The sequence below is a fragment of the Streptomyces sp. NPDC002884 genome, from assembly GCF_040295245.1.
Lineage (GTDB): Bacteria > Actinomycetota > Actinomycetes > Streptomycetales > Streptomycetaceae > Streptomyces.
The window spans coordinates 39,697-58,233 of the sequence record NZ_JBEOVB010000012.1 but is presented as its reverse complement, the minus strand read 5'-3'; the positions used below and the strand labels follow the sequence as shown (position 1 = coordinate 58,233).

Here is an 18,537-nt window from a genome sequence, read left to right as displayed (position 1 = left end):
GCATGAACTCTTGACGATATTGAATGCGGCACTCATGCTTCGGGCAACCCCGAACCAAGGAGGCCGTATGAACTCGGCCGATCCGCCCACGTCGAAACCGGCCCTGCGACGCGTCGACATCCTGGCGATGCTGTTGTGCGCGATCGTCGGGCTCGACACCCTCGGCTCAGTGTCCGCGAGCGGCCCGCAGGGGCTGGTGTGGATGGCTGTGCTCGGTCTGCTGTTCTTCGCCCCGTACGGACTCCTGATCGCGGAACTCGGCTCCGCGTTCCCCGACGAGGGCGGCCCGTACGTCTGGGCGAAGCTCGCCTTCGGCCGCTTCGTGGCAGGCATCAACCAGGTCTTCTACTGGATCTCCAACCCGGTCTGGCTCGGCGGATCGCTGTGCATCGTCGCGATCACCACCTTCGAGACCTTCTTCCGCCCGCTGCCCGGCGCCTGGAAGTACGTCGCGGGGGCCCTGTTCCTCGGCGCCGCCGGGTACGTCGTGCACGCCTCGCTGCGGATCGGCCGCTGGGTGGTGCTGGCGGGGGCGGCGGCTCGCATCGTCCTGTTCGGCTTCTTCGTGTTCTCCCTCGTCCTGTACGCCGCGCGCCACGGCGTACAGTCCCAGCACCTCGGCGACTACACCCCCACCTACCTCGGGCTGGTCGCGCTAGCGCCCGTCATCGTCTTCAACTTCATGGGCTTCGAGGTGCCCAGCGGGGCCGGCGGCGGGATGGAGAATCCCCGCCGCGACGTGCCTGCGGCGATCCTGCGCGGCGGTCTCGCGACCGTGCTGCTGTACGGGCTGCCCATCCTGGGCACGCTGCTGGTCCTGCCCGCCACGAGTCTGAGCTCGCTCACCGGTTTCATAGACGCCTGCCGCGCGGTCTTCACCGTGTACGGCGGTCACTTGGGGGCGGACGGCAGCGTGGTGCTGACCGGTGCCGGTGACGTACTCGCGAAAATCGCGGCCGTCGGCCTCATCATCGGCCTGTTCACCAGCGGTACCGCGTGGTCGATGGGCCTGTCGCGGTCCCAGGCGGCGGCCTGCGCGGACGGTGCCGGGCCCCGCTGGCTCGGCGTGCTCTCCGCGAAGAACGGAACCCCTGCCCGGGTCAACGCCGCCGGCACCGCGGTCTCCATGATCGTGATGGTCGCCTCCCTCGCCCTGACCGACGGCAACGTGCAGAAGTACTTCACCGCCGGTATTTCGCTCGCGATCTCGGCAACGGCCATCTCGTACCTGCTCACCTTCTCCTCCTTCCTGGTGCTGCGTCGCAAGTACGCGGACACGCCCCGCCCCTACCGCGTCCCGGGAGGCCGGGCGGGCGCCCGGGCGGTCACCGTGCTGACGGTCGGCACGATGGTCTTCACGGTCGTGGCGCTGATCTGGCCCGGCCTGGGAGTGGGCTGGTTCGGCACGTCCGGCGATCCGGCGGAGTACCTGCCCGACGGCTTCCAGGGGCAGCGTGCCGCGTACACCGCCTTCCAGCTCGTCCCCATCACCCTGATCCTCGTCCTCGGCGTGCTCTTCGGCCTCGTGGGACGGCGCACCGGGGTTCCCGAACCCGTAACCGACTGAGGAGTCATCGTTGACGCTCCCCGACCACGCCACGATCGTCGTCCTGGGCGGCGGCACCGCCGGCTGCGTCGTCGCCGGACGCCTGGCCCGGCACCACGAGGTGCTCGTACTGGAAGCCGGTCCCGACTACGGGCCCGAGCGCGCCTCCTGGCCGGCCGAGCTGCTGGACGCCACCACTCTGCCCACGACCCACGACTGGGGCTACCAGGAGGGCCGGTTCACGTTCGACCGCTGCCGGGTGATCGGCGGATGCTCGACCCACAACGGCTGTACCCAGTCGGTCGGTTGGGCCGGCGACTACGACGCCTGGGCGGCGTCCGGCTCGCCCGGCTGGGACGCCGCGTCGCTGGCCCCGCACTTCCGGGAGGTCGAGCGGACGCTGCAGTTCCGCCGGTTCGGCGAGGACGAGATCCAGCCGTTCCAGCGAGCCTTCATAGGCGCTGCCGAGAAACTGGGCATTCCGGCCCGGGACGATCTCGACGACCTGCGGGCGGGGGCCGGTGTCGGCTGCGCGCCGGTCAACATCACGCCCGGCGGTGTCCGCGTCAACACGGCCTTCGGATACCTCGACCCGATGCGCGGCTCAGGAAATCTGACCGTCGCCGGCGGCGTCACCGTCGACCGGGTGGTCCTGGAGGGCGGTCGCGCGGTGGCCGTGGACGTCCGTACGGACGACGGGGCGCGGCGGATCGGCGCCGATCTGATCGTCGTGGCCGCCGGCGCGTACGGCACACCGGAGATACTGCTGCGCTCCGGCATAGGCCCCGCGGACCATCTCGGTGAGGCCGGTGTGCCGGTACTGCACCAACTGCCCGGTGTGGGGGCCAACCTGCACGATCAGCCGGCGGTGAACCTGCAGTACGCCGCCACCGCCGGACTCGCTGCCGATCTGGACGCCTTTGCCGAGACCCGCATGCTCCCCGACGAACAGGCACTCGCCAAGCTGCGCTCCCCGTATGCCGAGAACGCCCCTTACGACCTGCACGTCTACCCGTGGACCGAGCGCGACGCCACGCTCGAGCACGGCTGGCGCGTCGTCGTACCCGTGGGCCTGCTGCGGCCGAAGTCGCGGGGCACGGTGCGGCTGCGGTCAGCCGATCCGGCGGTGCGTGCCGCGGTCGACCACGGCTACCTGACCCACCCGGACGACCTCGCGGCCCTCGTGCACGGTGTCTCCAGGGTCCAGGAGCTGGATCTGGCGCACTGTCTGGGCGCGGCGCTTCCCACGCCGCCCACCGACGGGCTGCCCGCCTGGATCCGGGCCACCCATCAGCATTACTGGCACCCGGCCGGAAGCTGCCGGATGGGCCCGGCCGACGACCCGGACGCCGTCGTGGACCACACCGGCAAGGTCCACGGCCTCGAGGGCCTGCACATCGCCGACGCGTCCGTCTTTCCCGACATCCCCCGCGGAACCCCCGCGCATCCCACGGCGGTCGTCGGGGAGCGGATCGCGAGCTTCCTGACGGAGCTCTTGTGACCTTGTCCGTCCCGCCCGCAGGCAGGCCGCCGGGCCGGTGCCGTGCAGGCATCCGGCCCGGCGGTGTCGGTGAGCCGCTCGCAGCATCACGACACCTGAGCTCACGCGCTCACACGTTCGTCTTGAGGACCTCGGGGAGCAGCTTGATGAGGGCGTCGGCCGCCGGGCCGGAGGAGGCGGGGTTCTGGCCGGTGATGAGCAGGCCGTCCTGGACGACGTACGGTTCCCAGTCCCCGATCTTGGAGTAGAGGCCCCCGAGCTTCGTCAGTTCGTCCTCGACGAGGAAGGGGACGATATCGGTGAGTGCGACCGCGTCCTCTTCGGTGTTGGTGAATCCGGTGACCCGCTTGCCGCGGACCAGCGGGGTGCCGTCTTCGTTGGTGGTGTGGCGCAGGACGCCGGGGGCGTGGCAGACCAGGGCGAGCGGCTTGCCGGAGCGCAGGGTGGTTTCGATGAGGCGGACGGAGACGGTGTCTTCGGCCAGGTCCCACAGCGGGCCGTGGCCACCGGGGTAGAAGACGGTGTCGAAGTCGTCGGCGGCGACGGAGTCCAGCCGCGCGGTGTTCGCCAGCGCGGCCATGGCTTCGGGGTCGGCTTCGAAGCGGCGGGTCTCGTCGGTCTGGCTGGCGGGCTCGTTGCTCTTGGGGTCCAGCGGCGGGCGGCCGCCCTTGGGCGAGGCGAGGGTGATGTCCCAGCCGGCCTCCTTGAACCGGTAGTAGGGGGCGGCGAGTTCCTCCAGCCAGAATCCCGTCGTGCGGCCGGTGTCGCCGAGCTTGTCGTGCGAGGTGAGAACGATGAGGACCTTCATGGTCACTACTCCTTGGGATCAGTAGACCGGTCGTCTCTTACGAGTGAAAAAAATGGACCGGTTGCGTCGGGCTGAGTGGGAACGGCACGGCCTGCGCCGGTCGGCGCGGGCCGTGGCGAGCGAGGTATGACGAGCGAGGCGCGACGAGCGAGGCGGCCCCGGCTGTCCGGAGCGGTCGCTCCACGGGCCGGTCCCGGGCGCCACCGTGGTGTCGCGGCCGCGTTCAGGCTGGCCGGGGATCACGGTCGGCGGTGACGTCCGCCTGGGATGGCCTGTGGATTGTGGACCGTGGGGCTCACCGGGCGAGGAAGTCCAGCAGGACCTCGTTGACTTCGGCGGTGTGGGTGGTCAGCAGTCCGTGGGGCGCGCCCTCGATCTCGGTGTACTGGGCGGCGGGCAGCGCCTTGGCGAAGCGCCGTCCGGTGGCGTCGATGGGCAGCGTGCGGTCGGCGGTGCCGTGGACGATCAGGGCCGGAACATCGATCTTGGGGATGTCGGCACGGAAGTCGGTGGGCCAGGTGAGGGGAGCGGCGGCCGAGGCGATGGCTCCCGAGCCCGCCGCGACGTTCCACGCGTTGCGGACGGTCTCTTCGCTGATACGGGTGCCCAGGTTCTCGTCGAGGTTGAAGAAGTCGTTGTAGAAGCCGGTGAAGAAGGCGTACCGGTCCTTCTTGACCGCGTCGGAGACGCCCTGGAAGAAGGAGAGCGGCGCCGCACCGTCGGGGTTGTCGTCGGTGATCTCCAGGAACGGCTCCAGCGACGCCAGGAACACGGCCTTGGAAATCCGTGCGGAGCCGTAGGTGGCAAGGTAGCGGGCCACCTCTCCGGTCCCCATCGAGAAACCGACCAGGACCGCTTCGCGCAGGTCCAGCGTCTCCAGCACGGTGTTCAGGTCCGCGGCGAAGGTGTCGTAGTCGTAACCGGTCGAGGGCTGGCTGGACTTGCCGAATCCCCGTCGGTCGTAGGTGACGACCCGGTAGCCGGCATCGAGCAGCGCCGACGTCTGCCCCTCCCAGGAGTTCCCGTCCAGCGGGTATCCGTGGATCAGCACCACGGGTCGGCCCGATCCCTTGTCCTCGTAGTGCACCTCGATGTCCGTGCTGTTCTCGGTGCCGACCTTGATGCGTCCCATGATGCTCAGCCTCCACAGTGTGTGTCGCGCTCCGACACCCAGGACTATACGACTGGTCTACTCGGAACGCAACGATGTTCCGAGGAGGGTCAGGAAGTGAGACGGCTCGTTGCCCAGCGACCTGGGCGACTTAAGTGACCGTTAGTACGATCTTGCCCTGGATGTGCCCTCGGGCGGCGCGTTCGTGCGCTGCCCGGGCGTCCGCGAGCGGGAACGTGCTGTCGATCGCGACGCGGACCGTGCCCGCGTGGAGCAGGCGCCCCAGTTCCGCGAGCTGCGCGCCGTTCGAACGGACCTGGGCGCTCGAGACCGTGACGCCCAGCTTCGCGGTCTCCTCTTCGTCGAAGTCCCCCGGAAGTACGGGGAACTGGGCGCCGCCGCGCTTGAGTGTGCGCAGGAAGCGGCTGCTGTCGGGGCCGCCGACGGTGTCGAGAACGAGGTCGACGTCGTGCACGAGTTCCTCGGGCCGGCTCTTGGTGTAGTCGATGAACCGATCGGCGCCCAGCTTGCTCAGGAACGATTCATGCGCGCCCGACGCCACCGCGATGACGCGTGCGCCCTTCCACTTCGCCAGCTGGAGCGCGAAGTGCCCCACGCCGCCCGCGGCGCCGTTGACGAGCACCGTCGTGTCGGCGTCGAGTGCCGTCGGGCGATGCGGTGCCTCCTGGAAGGGGGAAGGGCGATCGTGTCCGACCTCTACCAGGAACTGCCACGCCGTCAGCCCGGCCATGGGCGCCCCGGCGGCGTGCGCGTGGTCGATGCCGGCCGGCTTGCGTGCGAGGTCCGAGGCGGGCGCGGCCACGTACTCGGCGTACGCGCTGCCGGCGAAGCCCGGAAACCGCAGAAGACCGAAGACTTCGTCACCTACGGCGAGGCCGTCCACGTCCGCGGCGACGGCCTCGACGACGCCCGACACGTCCGTCCCCGGAATCACCGGCAGGCTGACCGTGGATTCCGTCTCCCCGGGCATCCTGGTCAGCCCGTCGCGCAGGTACCGGTCAGGAGGGTTGACGCCGACCGCGTGCACGCGAACGAGCACCTCGCCCGGCCCCGGGTCGGGAATCGGCACTTCGTCGTAGCGCAGAACCGCAGGGCCGCCGTGCTCATGGAGCCGGACCGCCCTCATCGTGTGTGTCGGCATCGTCTTCTCCTGCCCGCGCTGCGGGATAGGCTTATTCGGATCAGCGCTCCACATAAGTGGACCACTGATCCGAATATATGGACCACTGATCCGGATAGTCAAGAGGGGCAGATGCGGGCCGACGCCAGGAAGAACCGCGACCACCTGCTCGCAGTCGCGGGCACCGCCGTCACCGAGCAGGGCGTCGACGTGTCGATGCGCGACATCGCGCGCAGGGCAGACGTCGGACTCGCGACGCTGCTGCGTCACTACCCGACGCGCGAGGCGCTGCTCGAGGCCCTGCTCCACACGAGCTTCGACGAACTGACGGCGACGGCGGACGCCCTCGAAACATCGAGCTCGCCCGAAGACGCTCTCGTTTCCTGGCTGCGCGACTGCGTCGCGTGGACAACCGAGTACCGGGGGGTGACAGTGCTGATGGCAGCCGCCATCGAGGACACCGGGTCCGCACTCCACGCCTCGTGCGTCACCCTGCGCGCGGCCGGTGCGCGGCTCCTCACCCGTGCCCAGGCCACGGGCGCAGCGCGGAGCGATATCGACGGCACCGATCTGTTCGCGCTGGTAGCGGCGCTCGCGTGGCTCAGCGATCAGCCCTCGCTCGCCCCACGCGCCGGTCATCTCTTCGATGTCGTCTCGAGCGCGATCCTGACGGATGCGGCGAGCGGCGATACCGGGGGAGTGCCGCCCCGGGGCGCGTAGCCGAACTCGTCGCGCGCCGAGGGAAGCGGCTCCTCCCCAGGTCCCGGCCGATCGATCCACTTTGTTGTCACCGGCCCTGTCCATCCCGACGGGCGTCCGTTGGGATGGGACCTGCCTCCGCCGACGGGTGGGAGGCGCAGAATCCGCCGCAGCCGCTTGAGAGGCCCTTGATGACCATGCCGCGCACCCGCTCGTTCGTGCAGGTCGACGTGTTTTCCACGAGCCCTTATTCCGGCAACCCGGTCGCGGTCGTCCTGGACGGGACGGACCTGACCGATGAGGAGATGCAGCGCCTGGCGTGTTGGACGAACCTGTCCGAGGCCACGTTCGTGCTGCCCCCTTCCGTCCCGGAGGCGGACTACCGGCTGCGGATCTTCACCCCCCGGGGTGAGCTGCCGTTCGCCGGGCACCCCACCCTCGGCTCCGCGCGCGCCTGGCTGGACGGCGGCGGCATGCCGCAGCACGCCGACCGCATCGTGCAGGAGTGTGCCGTCGGCCTGGTCACCGTGCGCCGTGGCGAGGACACCCTGTCGTTCGCCGCCCCGCCTCGGGTGCGTGAGGGCGCGCTCGACGACGCGTATCTGCACCAGATCGCGGCCGCGTTCGGCGTTGCGTGCGACCGCGTCCTCGCCCACCAGTGGGTCGACAACGGTCCCGGCTGGGCCGTGGTCCAACTGCCCACGGCCGAGGAGGTCCTCGCCCTCGAACCCGACCTCTCCCTCATCCCGGACGCGATGGTCGGCGCGATCGGGGCCTACCCCCAGGGGTCCCCGCACCACTTCGAGATGCGCACCTTCGCGCCCGGCGTCGGCGTGCCCGAGGACCCCGCGTGCGGCAGCATGAACGCCGCCGTCGGCCAGTGGCTCACCTCCACCGGCGCCGCGCCCCCCTCCTACCGGGTCTCCCAGGGCGCGCGACTGGGACGGGCCGCGAGCATCGAGATCACCGCCGATACGGACGGCACGGTCTGGGTCAGCGGTGCCGCCACCGTCTGCATCCGTGGCACCATCACTCTCTGACCCGCCCCACCGCCCGCGCCCACGACGGCAGTTGCCGGAACGTGTACAGCTACGCGGCCGTCAAAGAGCCGCATCACCGGGGCCTGCGGTGCCGGGGGAGAGCGTCTTCATGGCGACGTAGCCGGTCACCGTGGCGTACAGGTCGGTGGTGCGCGTGATGATCCGCCCCTTCTGCTCTGCCGTGAGGGCGCGGACGGGGACCTTGAAGTTGAACCACAGAAGGCGCCGGCGGCCGTCCTCGCTGAACAGACTGTGGCGGTGGCGGCCGACCCGCGCGAGTGGCGACCGAGGGCGCCTCCCGCGCCGAAGGCGGCGTCCACGCGGGCTGAGAGTGCGCCTCACACCTTGCAGCTCGTGGAGTGCGTGGCGGTGGCGGTGGCGGTGATGTGGCCGGTCAGGCGGGTGCCGGCGATGAAGTCCCGGGCGCGCCGCAAGCGGCGCCGAAGCCTCAGTGATCCGCGCAGCAGGGTGTCGGTTCAGGCACCTCGAACGGGACCAGAGTGCCACCCGCGGCGGGCATCGCGGTGAGCACCAGCTCACCGTTCTGCCACGACGGGCGCACATGATCGCGCGTCACCATCCTTGCGGCCGGGTCAGGCCGGCCGGCCGACCCCAGCACGGTGACGCGGTCGATCGCGGAGACGGACAGCACCTCCCCGGCTGTCATCGTGCCGCGCAGCAGGCCGGCCCCGCGGTACAGCACCGCGCGGCCCACCGCGTCCGGAGCGCCGTCGGTCACCTCGTACGCCATGGCCACCAGCCACGCGCGTACGGCGTCCCGCGCCTCCTCCGACTCCGATGCGAGGGAGACGACGACGCGCGGCCGTTCGCCCCGCACGAGGTGGGTACAGCCGAACCCCTCCTCGGTGAGGGGGAGTTCGGCCGCGAACGAATGCAGCAGGTGATCGGCGGCGCGCAGATCGCGCAGACCGGCGTCGACCGTGAGGACGTACGGCGTGCGGTCGTACGGTGTCACGACGGCAGGATCCACACCGGGTTGGTGTAGAACCACAGGTCGGCCCACGGGTCGGCGTCGCCGACGACGTCGATCGCCGGGCCCGCCGGATCCACGGCCGCGCCCATCGCGCCGACGGCGCTGCGGTTGCCGTCCGAACCGCGTAGCCGGACGTACACCGGACGGTCCACGCGTCCGAGTTCGTAGGTGAGCTTCACCGTCCCGCTCGACTTGTTCACCTCGTAGGTGCGGGCGACCTTCGCGGTCGGCGCGGTGAAGGTGTCCTTGTCGGAAACCGCTCCCGTGGCATCGCCCTGGATGACGTCCACGCGCGCCAACTTCGGAACGAAACCAGCCCAGTTGGCGCCGCCGGCCAGCGCCACGTCGACCGTCAGCGTCACGGCCGTGCCCTTTTTCACGTGGAGGGCGCCGCCGAGGGTGGCCCAGCGGGTGCCGCCGGAGACCCGCACGTCGAGCCCACTGAGGAGTTGGCCGTGGTCGACCCAGATACGCCCGGCGCGGATGCCGGCCATGACGGCGGCGTACGAGAAGCCGTCGGAACCGACGTGGGTACGGCTGTACTGGCCGGGCCAGTAGTCGCCCTGGGTGATGTCGATGTTGCCGCCGTAGACCGGGTCCTGGTAGCGGCCGTCGGTGTTGAAGTCGCCGCCGGGTCCGCGCACGGCGGTGTCGGCGTAGACCTGGTGGGAGTCGGAGTTGGCCGTGATCCACCAAGGCTTGCCCTCGGCGATGAGGCTGTCCCACAAGCCGCCGACGGTGGCCGTCATCCAGTCGAAGCCGCCCCAGGTCCGGTAGCTCTCCAGTGGGTAGCCGGCGAAGGAGTTGGCGCTGGGGTTGTTGTCGTAGATGCCGCGAGCGCGGGCCGGGCCGAGCGGGGCGGGCAGGCCGGCCGCCTGGTGGCCGGGGGCGCCCTCGAAGCCGACGGCGATCTGGTGGCTCGCGGGCGTCGCGTCGCGCCAGGCGCGGATCTCGTGCGGGGAGTCGACGCCGCGCCGCGCCGGGTGGTTGGCGAGCATCAGCGCGTCCTTGACCTTGCGGCGGCGGACCTGCTCGCCGAGGAAGGCCAGACCCGCGACGGCGAGGGCCTCGTTGGCGGGCGTCGAGTCCGAGGTGCCCCTGACACTGCCGTCGTAGTCGGTTTCGAACTGCTTCAGGACCGAGACCTCGTGTCGGCCCGGGTGGACGAAGACGGTGCCGTGTTCGGCGCCCGGGATGTTCCATTCCAGGCCCTGGAAGACGAGCGTGTCCTCGTGCGCGGTCCGGGCCTCCTTGATGTCCGGGTTGACCTTCTCGACGCCGATCTTGGCGTGCGTGGTGCTGCCGTGATCGGTGATGACCAGCCAGTCCATGCCGTGCCTGGCGCCCTGCCGGACCTGGTCGACGACGCGGTACTTGCCGTCGCTGCTGTACTGCGTGTGGATGTGGTGGTCGCCGGCCAGCCAGAGGAAGCCCGTGGAGCGGCGGCCTCCGCTGGGGGCGGCTGCCGGAGAGGCGGCTGCCGGAGTCGCGCCGGCCGTCTGGCCGAGCACGCTTCCCGCGGCCAGGCCGGCCCCGAGCAGGCCGGCGCGGCGCAGCATCGACCGGCGGGACCGCTGCGCGGAGTCGAGGTCCTCGTCGGGCACGGAGGCGTCGAAGGCGGCGGGCAGCGCGGGGGCCGCCTCGTGGTCGTGGTGGTGACCGTGATGGTGATGGCCGTGCGCGTGTCCGTGCCCGTGTCCCATGATGCCCTCCCGGTTGCCGCTGCCTTCTGCGGCTGCCCCTCGCGGCGCGTACGCGCCGCGTGAAGAGAATCAGGGCGAAAGACGAACTTCGAACGACCGCAAGGTGAGCGGCGGCCGACCCGGACACGGCAGCTCGCCTCACCTCTCACTCTTCCCTCAACTGCCCATGCGTTTCGGGCTCTTGAGCCAGTGCCGCATCAAGCGACCTTCGCCCCGCGACGTTTGCCGTCTTGCTGTGCGGGATGGCAGTGGGCGGTCGGAATGATCAAGTGGCTGAGTGGCTGAGCGGGTGCGGGTCCGGGAGGTTGATGACGACGAGGGCGGACGGTTGCTGCATCGGTGAAGGCGTGTCAGGGCTGGGGATGCGCCAGGCGGCGGAGCAGGGCCACCGCGTCGTCGACGGGCACCGGTTCGAAGAACCGTGCGTCGGCGAGCTCGACGGCGGCAATCGCGCGTGGGGCCAGGTCGGCGCCGGTGTCGGTGACGCGCAGTCGTTTGGCGCGGGTGTCGGCCGGGTCGACTTCGCGCTCGATGAGTCCCTTGTGCTCCAGAGCGCGCAGCACCTGGGAGGTCATCTTGACATCGGTGCCTGCTTGGCGGGCGAGAGCCAACTGGTTGGGACGCTCGCCCTGGGAGTTGAGCCACCAGGTACAGGCGAGCAGTACGAACTGAACGTGGGTGAGATCGAGGGGCGCCAGGGCCGCGGCGATGTCGCGCTGCCAGCGCAGCGTGGCATGCCACAGCAGCAATCCGGGGCTGTCGCCGGGGCTGAGAGGCATCAGCGCAGAGCCAGCTTGATCAGTGAGTCCATGGTGTCGGGCCAGTCGGCGGTGATGCCCGGGCCGATGTCGGGGCCGACCTCGTCGGCGCCGGGGCCGGTGATCTCCATCCGGTACACCACTCGGATCCGGCCGTGGTCGATCCGGTCGATCCGATGGACCGTCCGCAGGAGCAGGTCGCCGAAGCGCGCCTCGTCGATGAACAGTTCGTTCTCGACGGCCTCGGCGATGCGCAGCTGTATCGGGTCGTCACCGGGCGGCGTCATCGTGATCTGGGTGTCCGGCGCGAACGGGCCACTGATCTCGATCTTCTCGATTTCGGCGTTCCAGGTGCCCCAGTTCTCCACGTCGGCCCAGAGCCCCCAGATCGCTTCGGGGGTGGCGCTGGTCTCGATGCTGTGCTCGTACGCCCACATGCGGGTAGCCTCCTCGGCCGGATGATGTGCCTACAGATTATCTACGCGCAGACTATTTGTCGAGGGTCTGATGATCCGGTCGCGGAGAGGGCCGCAAGATGGCCGGTACCGCCTGGGTTCTGTGTGAGGGGTTCTGTGCCAGGGGTTCCGTGTCGAGGTGCATTCCAGTTGCAGGACGGCCGTAGTGCTCCGCCCTCTTCGGCCGCGTCCTCCGGCATCGACTCCAGCGCGAACGCGGCCACCCCGATCCACCGGCGCCGAGGAAGTCGGTGCCGACAGCGGTATGGACGGAGGACGGTCCTCGCGACCGCGATCACCACCCGTACGGAGCAGGATGTAGTCGGTACGGCGGGGAAGTCGGATGCTGCGCCGCAGGTGTGGAGTGCTCCCCGCACTCAGGCGTCCGGGTGGCCGCAGTCGAACTTCCCCGAGTCGACCGCGGCCACCCGAGCAACAAGCAGTCCGCGCGTCGGTGGGGGCACACGGCTTTCGGCGCCCCCGGAGAGAAGCGGGATCTCCCTGAGGCGCGTCAGGCGTGGCTGGTGGGGTCGGCGGGGCCGCTCGCAGCGCTAGGGGTGACGCCGCGGGCTCCTGGTCGTTGGCGGTGCGTGATCACTCCACTCAAGCGGAGCCTGGCCCCGTTCGCCCGACTGGCCCATACTGCCGCTCAGCCCGCTGCGCCACGGCCCTGGCCGCTGAAGTCCGTCCCCCCAACGGCTCGGCGAGAGCTGCGTGCGGGCCTTGGGCTGTGCGCCGGTCACGCGGCTGGAGCGTCGTTGTGATCCCGGCACAGAGCGAGCGGACGGTCAGGGACGTACGGGCCGTGGTCGTCGGAGCGGGGTTCTCCGGGATCGGGGCCGCCGTCCGACTGCGCGAGGCAGGGTATGACGACGTCCTCGTTCTGGAGAAGGGAACGCACCTCGGCGGCACCTGGAGGGAGAACACCTACCCGGGCTGTGCCTGTGATGTGCCCTCGACGCTCTACAGCTACTCCTTCACACCGGATGCCGCCTGGAGCAGGGTCTTCGCCGGGCAACAGGAGATCCTGGCCTATCTGCGGGCGACGGCCGAGCGCTACCGGCTCAGTGACGTGCTGCGCTGTGGCGTCGAGGTGCTCGGGGCACGGTGGGACGGGCCGGCCGGCCGCTGGCTGCTGGAAACCAGCGACGGTCCCTACAGTGCTGCGGTACTCGTCCTGGCCACCGGCCCGTGGCATGTCCCGCGCCGCCTGGAGGTGCCCGGCATCGAGGACTTCGACGGTCCCGTGTTCCACAGCGCCCGGTGGGATCACAGCGTCGACCTGGCCGGGCGACGGGTGACCGTCGTGGGCGGCGGCGCCTCCGCCGTCCAGATCGTCCCGGCCATCGAAGCCCAGGCCGCGACCGTCAACCTCATCCAGCGCACACCCCAATGGGTCCTGCCCAAGCCCGATCTGCCGGTACCCGCAGCGCTCAACCGGCTTGTGGACCGCATCCCCGGCGCGCGCGACGCCATGCGCGCCGGCCAGTACGCCCTCCAGGAAGGCTTCGGCTACGCGTTCCGGCACCCGCAGGCCGCCCGCCTCCTCGAGGCGGGCGCCCGCGCCCACCTGTGCCTCGCCGTCCGCGACGGGCAGCTGCGCCGGCACCTGACACCGGACTACCGGCTGGGCTGCAAGCGCCTCCTGACGTCGAGCACCTTCTACCGGGCCCTGTCCCAACCGCACGTGCACGTGCATCCGACCGCCGTGAGCGCCGTACGCGGCAACGAGGTCGTCGGCGCCGACGGCACCACCGTCCACACCGACGTGCTCATCGAGGCCACGGGCTTCCGTGTCGGCGAGCTGCCGCTGGCCACGACCCTGTACGGCACGAACGGCCGGACACTCGACGACGCCTGGGGCGGTGAACCGCAGGCGTACCTGGGGACCACCGTCAGCGGTTTCCCCAACCTCTTCCTGCTTCTGGGACCCAACCTGCTCGGCGGCTCCACCTCCGCGATCACGGTCCTGGAAGCGCAACTGACGTACCTCATCGCTGCCCTGGCCCACCTCGACCAAGGCGGCCGACGCGTCTTGAACGTCAAGCCGGCCGCACAGGCCGCGCACAACAGCGCCTTGCAGGAGGCGCTCGCGAGCACGGTCTACAACACGGGCGGCTGCACCAGCTACTACTTCACCTCCACCGGGCACAACGCCTTCGCCTGGCCGTGGTCCACCGGACGACTCGTGCGCCACCTGAGCCAATTCGACGCCGACGCCTACACCTCCGACTCACCGGCGCGGCGCATTCCCCTCCCCACTCAGACGAGGCCGCAGCCCGGAGACCGTACGGCAGCCGCGAACGCGGAGCAGACATGACGGGGCGCAGGGCGTCGGCGCGCAGGACGATGCGGCGGACCCGGGCCCGCAGGAGCCCGGGGGAGTCGCGCAGTCGGCCGTCCCTGTGGGTCAACAGGACCCTGTGGTGAGTACCTTCCGGGCAGCTCCCGGAACAGGGCGGTCGCGTGTGCGTGGTCCCTTGGCCCGGCGGGGGTTCCGGCGGGGGTTCCGGCGGTGTGAGGGCGCCCGCGCGGCCGATGTCAGTGCTCGGCCGTAGCGTGTGCGCGTGACTCAACTCATGCACAGCTACTCCTACTTACGGCCCTCGGCCGTGCACGGAACCGGAGCCGGACGCACCCTCGCGCTGGAGACCTCCGGTGGTGCCACCCCGGCCGGAGAGGCGGCCAATCCCCGGTTCTTCAGCGGGTTCCTGACCGCGCCGGCCGCCGCGGCGACAGCGCTGCTCGCGGTCGCCGACGTGGCCGCCGCCCGCTACTACCGGCCGAGCGCGAATGCCTCGCTCGACCCGGTGGTGACGGCCGACGGCGACCGGCTGCGGCTTGAGTCCTTCTCCGGCTGCTGCGGTGTCTACGCCCGGCTCGACGTCCTCGCGCCCGGCCTCGACGGTGACGACGTCGGGCACGGCACCACGAACGTGGACGTCAACCTTCCGCTGCGGCGGGCACTGGCCGGGCTGGGCGGGCTCGACCCCCTCCATCTGGCTGTCGGGCCCGAGGAGTTGACGGTCAGGACCTTCGACGGTGAGTTCGTGGAGAAGAAGGTCCCGCTGCCGGAGCGCTGGCTTCGCGGCTTCGCCGAGGCCCAGGTGCTCGCGGCCGGCTTCGTCCTTCGGGCCGAGGTGCCCGCCGTCGAGGCGGCGTCCCTGCTGCGGGCGCTGCCCCGGCCCACCCAGCGGGCCGACACCCGTACGAGCCGCTGGGTGGTACCCGCGGGCCGCACCCTGCGTCCCACGACCAGGCCGGCGCCGGGTGCCGTGTGTCTGCCCGGGCCCGAACGACTGCTGACCCTTCAGACGGCCCTGCGGTACGCGACGACCGTACGGGTGTACGCGCCGGCCGCCCAGGCCGCCACGGACGGGGCCGCCGCCGTCGCCTGGGAGGTCGAACTGCCGGGCATGCGACTGACGTTGATGCTCTCCCAGAGTGCCTCGCGCGGCTTCTCCGGCGAGGGAGGAGTGCTCCACGACCTCGCCACCGGGCCCGCGGCCGTGGACGCGGAACGGGTCGCCGAACTGCTGGCCTGGGAGCCGAGGATTGATGTCGCCGAGCTGTCGGCGCATGCCGGGCTGCCGACCGGCCGGGTGCGTGCCGCGCTGACCATGCTGGGAACGTCGGGCCAGATCGGCTACGACCTCAACGAGGAGGCGTACTTCCACCGCCACCTGCCCTACCGCGCGGGCGCCGCCGAGACGCGCAACCCCCGGCTGCGCGGGGCGCGGGCGCTCGTCGCGGACGGGGCGGTGCGGCTCGAAGGACCGCTGGCCCGGGTCGGGAAGGGCGATGACGCCCATGTGGTCCGCGCCGACGACACGTCGGGCCGGCTGAGCTGCACCTGTTTCTGGTGGGCGAAGTACCGGGGCGGACGCGGCCCCTGCAAGCACGTGCTCGCGGTGGGCATGGTGCGCGGCACAGCGGCGGACGCGGACGGGGCAGCTGCTCTTGCTGTTGCTGAGAGCACAGCACGATCGGAGACGGCACGATGACCCTGGTCCCCCTCGCGGAAGCCTTCGACGTCGAGGGTGTGCTCCGCGAACTCGGCACCCTGACGCCGGACGAGCGCGCGGCACAGGCCGAGGCCCTGGAGGCCCGGCGCGCGACGCTGCGATCCGACTGGTACCACCGCCCCGAGGAGGAGAAGGCAGCCCAGCTCGCCGCCGAACTCGGCTGCCGGACCGACCCCGTGGCCGCGGCCGACTGGATCCTGCGGCCCGAGAACCACGGCAACGCGATCCGCCTGCCCCTCGGCGGTGCCTGGATGCTCGACGTCGTGAACCTCCAACCCGTCGCCTGGCGTGCCGAATTGGCCATGCAGCTCGCCGACCGGTCGACGCCCGGGAAGTCCATCAGGTCCGACCTCGTCGAACACCTCGTCCATGACACGGGCTGCCCCGTCCCGACCTCCGACGGGTTCATCGACAGCTGGCTTCGCTGGCGGGACAGCACCTGGGAGCATCCCGCACATCTGCGCGGTGGAGCCCGGCCCGGCGCCAGCTTCCTGAAGCGGCTGCGCGCGGACGACCTGTCGCCGACGCTCCTCCCGCTGGTGCTGCGTCGACCGGGCGTGTACCTCGGGGCGGGCTCGTTCCACCACATGCTCAACACCAGAGGCCTGTCGTTCATCAGGGAGGACACCAGGCTGGGCGTGTTCATCAGCCTCTCCGAGGAGGGCCTGGTGGACCGTGCCGCGCTGATCCGGCGCGTCTTCGCCGACCTGGCCGCCGACGGGGGGTGGGGATGGGACGCCGCGACAGCGTTGACGGAACTCGCCCTCACCCCGGCGGAACACGCCATGGTGGCCCGCGAACGCGTCGTACTCGCCGAGCCGTTGCTCGCCAGGCTGCTCCAGGACGGCACGCGCACGGAGACCGCGCCGCCGCTCGCGTACCTGCGTGCTCTCGCCCTCACCCCGGCCGAGAACGCGCCCGCCCTCCGGGACCATATGGCGCTGCTCGACCTGTCGTCGCCCGTGGCTGCCTACGCCCAGCAGGTCCTGATCGGCCTGGACGAGGCAGGGCTGCTGGAACCCGACGTGCTGACCGAGGCGTGCGAACGGATTCTGCTCCGACCGGAGAAGAAGCTGGTGCGCGCCCAGCTCACCCGGCTCGACCGGGCGGCGCGGAAGGACCCCACGCGCGCCGCCCGGGCCGTGCTCGACGTGGCGACGGCCCTCGACCACCGGGACGTCGACATGCAGGAGCGCGCCCTCGATGTGATCGCCCGGCACCTCAAGGCCGCGGGCGACTCCGTACTGCCCGGGCTGCGCACGGCCGCCGCACGGATCAACCCCGGTCTCGCGGCCCGGGCGGCAGATCTGTTCGGCACCACACCGGACCGAACCACCGGCGGGGTCACCGAGCAACTCACGGACCAGTACGTCGACTTCCTGCCCACCGTGCCCGGACCTCGCCCGGTGCCGGGGCCCATCGAGACGGCCGTCGAGGTCGCCGAGGAACTCGCTGCGATCGTCGCGAACGACAAGGACGTGGTGACGTTCGAACGCGTCCTGGACGGCCTCGTCCGGCACGCCCACCTCGACCGGGTCGCGCTGGCCCGGGCGTTGAAGCCGGTGATGCGCAAAGAACCCCGTGACGCGGTCGACTTCACCCATGCCGACGTGTACGACGTGGCCAGGGCGCTGCGAGGCGACGAGCCGAGGGGGCGCGACTTCACCGCCCGCCTCGGGCGCAACGTCTTCTCCCCGGCAGGGGAACTGCTGAGGGCGCGCCTGTACGAGGCGATCGACATCATCAAGGCCGACGCGCAGCCGTTCCTGCTGGCCGTTCCGACCGATGCCACCGGTGCGCTGGACGCCGCCGTGCTCGTGGAGCGGCTCTCGGTGTTCGACGGGCTCGGCAGCACGCCCGCGCCGGTCGACCTGGCCCAGGCGCTGCTGCGCGTCACCCCGACCGTCGATGCGAAGGTGCTGGGCGCCGCGGGGGAGTTGGGGTCGGACGCGGGGCAGCGGCTGGCGCGGTGGCTGCGTGAGGGTGGTCTGCCGCACTGGGATTCCAGGCCGGAGGGCTGGCCCGACGCCAAGCCGGGCGTGCACCCGGAGATCGGGATGACCCACATACGTCCCGAGACGGCTCCCGGGCCCCTGCTGCTCCCGGCCGCAGAGAACCTGATCGGGCCGTACCGGAACAGCGGTCTCTACGACCCGATGGTCCCCTTCTGGCTCGCCCAGCTGCCCCACCACCGCGAACTCGTGCTGGCACGGGACTACTTCAGGTACCGCGTGTCGATGCGGGGCTGGGCCCGCGCCCTGCCGTTCGCGGCGGAGTCCGGCGGCCCGGCGGGATTCGCGCTGCACCTGGCACTGGCGTACACCCTTACCTACGACCGGCAGGGCGAACGCGACGCGGCGGTGGACACGCTCCTCGTGCTCGCAGGGCGGGGGCAGCTGGACACCGGCCTGCTCGGACAGCAGCTGGCCGAGATGCTGCGCGGCAAGTGGATCGAGGCGAACCGGGTGACCGCCTCCCTGCGGACGGCGGCCGAGACGGGCGCGTACGCCACCATCTGGTCCGTGCTCGAAACCACGCTGCCCGACCTGCTGCGCGACCCCGTGGTCCGAGGAACCGGAGCGCTCCTCGCCCTCGGCGTCGACTGCGCCTCGCGCTGCGCGGCGAAGGGCGAGATACCCGAGGTCACGACAGCGGCGGGGCGCAGCGGAACGAGTCAGGTGGTGAAGAACGCGCGGCTGCTGCGCGACGTACTCGGCTGACCGGCCCTGCTTCGCGCTCTCCCTCTCATCCGTCCG

At 71.0% G+C, this 18,537-nt stretch carries 15 protein-coding genes; 7 read left to right on the top strand and 8 right to left on the bottom strand.

Translation table 11 applies throughout. The annotated features are described in order from the left end of the window. Positions 1-67: 67 nt before the first annotated feature. Together ABT070_RS23880 and ABT070_RS23875 are read left to right on the top strand one after the other, a co-directional pair. Complete coding sequence (locus ABT070_RS23880) at positions 68-1,567, top strand: APC family permease (protein ID WP_351763864.1); 1,500 nt, start codon at positions 68-70, stop codon at positions 1,565-1,567. 10 nt (positions 1,568-1,577) lie between these two features. Further along, entirely contained in the window at positions 1,578-3,047 is a 1,470-nt protein-coding gene (locus tag ABT070_RS23875) for a GMC family oxidoreductase (protein ID WP_351763863.1), read from the top strand. A gap of 109 nt (positions 3,048-3,156) precedes the next feature. Here the strand turns inward: ABT070_RS23875 and ABT070_RS23870 are convergent, their stop codons facing one another. The 3 genes from ABT070_RS23870 to ABT070_RS23860 form a co-directional block, all read right to left on the bottom strand. Continuing rightward, complete coding sequence (locus ABT070_RS23870; protein ID WP_351763862.1) at positions 3,157-3,855, bottom strand: type 1 glutamine amidotransferase domain-containing protein; 699 nt, start codon at positions 3,853-3,855, stop codon at positions 3,157-3,159. Positions 3,856-4,150: 295 nt separating this feature from the next. Next, the gene (locus tag ABT070_RS23865; protein ID WP_351763861.1) at positions 4,151-4,987 is read right to left on the bottom strand and encodes an alpha/beta fold hydrolase; all 837 of its coding nucleotides are present in this window, start codon (positions 4,985-4,987) and stop codon (positions 4,151-4,153) included. Positions 4,988-5,117: 130 nt separating this feature from the next. After that, positions 5,118-6,128: an NADP-dependent oxidoreductase gene (locus tag ABT070_RS23860; protein WP_351763859.1), complete on the bottom strand. Its 1,011-nt coding sequence runs from the start codon at positions 6,126-6,128 to the stop codon at positions 5,118-5,120. Between the two features lie 111 nt (positions 6,129-6,239). On the opposite strand from ABT070_RS23860, the gene ABT070_RS23855 reads away from it, so the two are divergent. Continuing rightward, a complete protein-coding gene (locus ABT070_RS23855) occupies positions 6,240-6,827 on the top strand; it encodes a TetR/AcrR family transcriptional regulator (protein WP_351763857.1) in 588 nt (195 codons plus the stop codon). Between the two features lie 170 nt (positions 6,828-6,997). Further along, the gene (locus tag ABT070_RS23850; protein WP_351763855.1) at positions 6,998-7,846 is read left to right on the top strand and encodes a PhzF family phenazine biosynthesis protein; all 849 of its coding nucleotides are present in this window, start codon (positions 6,998-7,000) and stop codon (positions 7,844-7,846) included. A 60-nt stretch (positions 7,847-7,906) separates the two neighbouring features. Here the strand turns inward: ABT070_RS23850 and ABT070_RS23845 are convergent, their stop codons facing one another. The 5 genes from ABT070_RS23845 to ABT070_RS23825 all read right to left on the bottom strand — a co-directional run bounded on the left by ABT070_RS23845 (position 7,907) and on the right by ABT070_RS23825 (position 11,738). Further along, a complete protein-coding gene (locus ABT070_RS23845; protein WP_351763853.1) occupies positions 7,907-8,188 on the bottom strand; it encodes a hypothetical protein in 282 nt (93 codons plus the stop codon). A 106-nt stretch (positions 8,189-8,294) separates the two neighbouring features. Further along, positions 8,295-8,822 (bottom strand): hypothetical protein, encoded by a 528-nt coding sequence (locus ABT070_RS23840; RefSeq protein ID WP_351763851.1) that lies wholly within the window; start codon positions 8,820-8,822, stop codon positions 8,295-8,297. After that, complete coding sequence (locus ABT070_RS23835) at positions 8,819-10,543, bottom strand: PHP domain-containing protein (RefSeq protein ID WP_351763849.1); 1,725 nt, start codon at positions 10,541-10,543, stop codon at positions 8,819-8,821. The genes ABT070_RS23840 and ABT070_RS23835 overlap by 4 nt, the downstream gene beginning before the upstream one ends. 350 nt (positions 10,544-10,893) lie before the next feature. Further along, positions 10,894-11,322 (bottom strand): MarR family winged helix-turn-helix transcriptional regulator, encoded by a 429-nt coding sequence (locus ABT070_RS23830; RefSeq protein ID WP_351763847.1) that lies wholly within the window; start codon positions 11,320-11,322, stop codon positions 10,894-10,896. Continuing rightward, positions 11,322-11,738 (bottom strand): SRPBCC family protein, encoded by a 417-nt coding sequence (locus ABT070_RS23825; protein ID WP_351763846.1) that lies wholly within the window; start codon positions 11,736-11,738, stop codon positions 11,322-11,324. Before ABT070_RS23825 ends, ABT070_RS23830 begins: the two co-directional genes overlap by 1 nt. Before the next feature lie 778 nt (positions 11,739-12,516). Between ABT070_RS23825 and ABT070_RS23820 the strand changes: the two genes are divergently transcribed. The 3 genes from ABT070_RS23820 to ABT070_RS23810 all read left to right on the top strand — a co-directional run bounded on the left by ABT070_RS23820 (position 12,517) and on the right by ABT070_RS23810 (position 18,501). Then, positions 12,517-14,076 (top strand): flavin-containing monooxygenase, encoded by a 1,560-nt coding sequence (locus tag ABT070_RS23820; RefSeq protein ID WP_351763845.1) that lies wholly within the window; start codon positions 12,517-12,519, stop codon positions 14,074-14,076. 259 nt (positions 14,077-14,335) lie between these two features. Continuing rightward, positions 14,336-15,760 (top strand): SWIM zinc finger family protein, encoded by a 1,425-nt coding sequence (locus ABT070_RS23815; protein ID WP_351764046.1) that lies wholly within the window; start codon positions 14,336-14,338, stop codon positions 15,758-15,760. Then, the gene (locus ABT070_RS23810) at positions 15,757-18,501 is read left to right on the top strand and encodes a DUF6493 family protein (RefSeq protein WP_351763843.1); all 2,745 of its coding nucleotides are present in this window, start codon (positions 15,757-15,759) and stop codon (positions 18,499-18,501) included. The genes ABT070_RS23815 and ABT070_RS23810 overlap by 4 nt, the downstream gene beginning before the upstream one ends. Positions 18,502-18,537: the final 36 nt, after the last annotated feature.

What these genes read in the sequence shown, in the direction of transcription:
- ABT070_RS23880 (WP_351763864.1), top strand. Translation starts at nt 68, where the DNA reads ATGAACTCGGCCGATCCGCCCACGTCGAAACCGGCCCTGCGACGCGTC.
- ABT070_RS23850 (WP_351763855.1), top strand. Translation starts at nt 6,998, where the DNA reads ATGACCATGCCGCGCACCCGCTCGTTCGTGCAGGTCGACGTGTTTTCC.
- ABT070_RS23810 (WP_351763843.1), top strand. Translation starts at nt 15,757, where the DNA reads ATGACCCTGGTCCCCCTCGCGGAAGCCTTCGACGTCGAGGGTGTGCTC.
- ABT070_RS23870 (WP_351763862.1), bottom strand. Translation starts at nt 3,855, where the DNA reads ATGAAGGTCCTCATCGTTCTCACCTCGCACGACAAGCTCGGCGACACC.
- ABT070_RS23860 (WP_351763859.1), bottom strand. Translation starts at nt 6,128, where the DNA reads ATGCCGACACACACGATGAGGGCGGTCCGGCTCCATGAGCACGGCGGC.
- ABT070_RS23855 (WP_351763857.1), top strand. Translation starts at nt 6,240, where the DNA reads ATGCGGGCCGACGCCAGGAAGAACCGCGACCACCTGCTCGCAGTCGCG.
- ABT070_RS23830 (WP_351763847.1), bottom strand. Translation starts at nt 11,322, where the DNA reads ATGCCTCTCAGCCCCGGCGACAGCCCCGGATTGCTGCTGTGGCATGCC.
- ABT070_RS23825 (WP_351763846.1), bottom strand. Translation starts at nt 11,738, where the DNA reads ATGTGGGCGTACGAGCACAGCATCGAGACCAGCGCCACCCCCGAAGCG.
- ABT070_RS23835 (WP_351763849.1), bottom strand. Translation starts at nt 10,543, where the DNA reads ATGGGACACGGGCACGGACACGCGCACGGCCATCACCATCACGGTCAC.
- ABT070_RS23815 (WP_351764046.1), top strand. Translation starts at nt 14,336, where the DNA reads ATGCACAGCTACTCCTACTTACGGCCCTCGGCCGTGCACGGAACCGGA.
- ABT070_RS23865 (WP_351763861.1), bottom strand. Translation starts at nt 4,987, where the DNA reads ATGGGACGCATCAAGGTCGGCACCGAGAACAGCACGGACATCGAGGTG.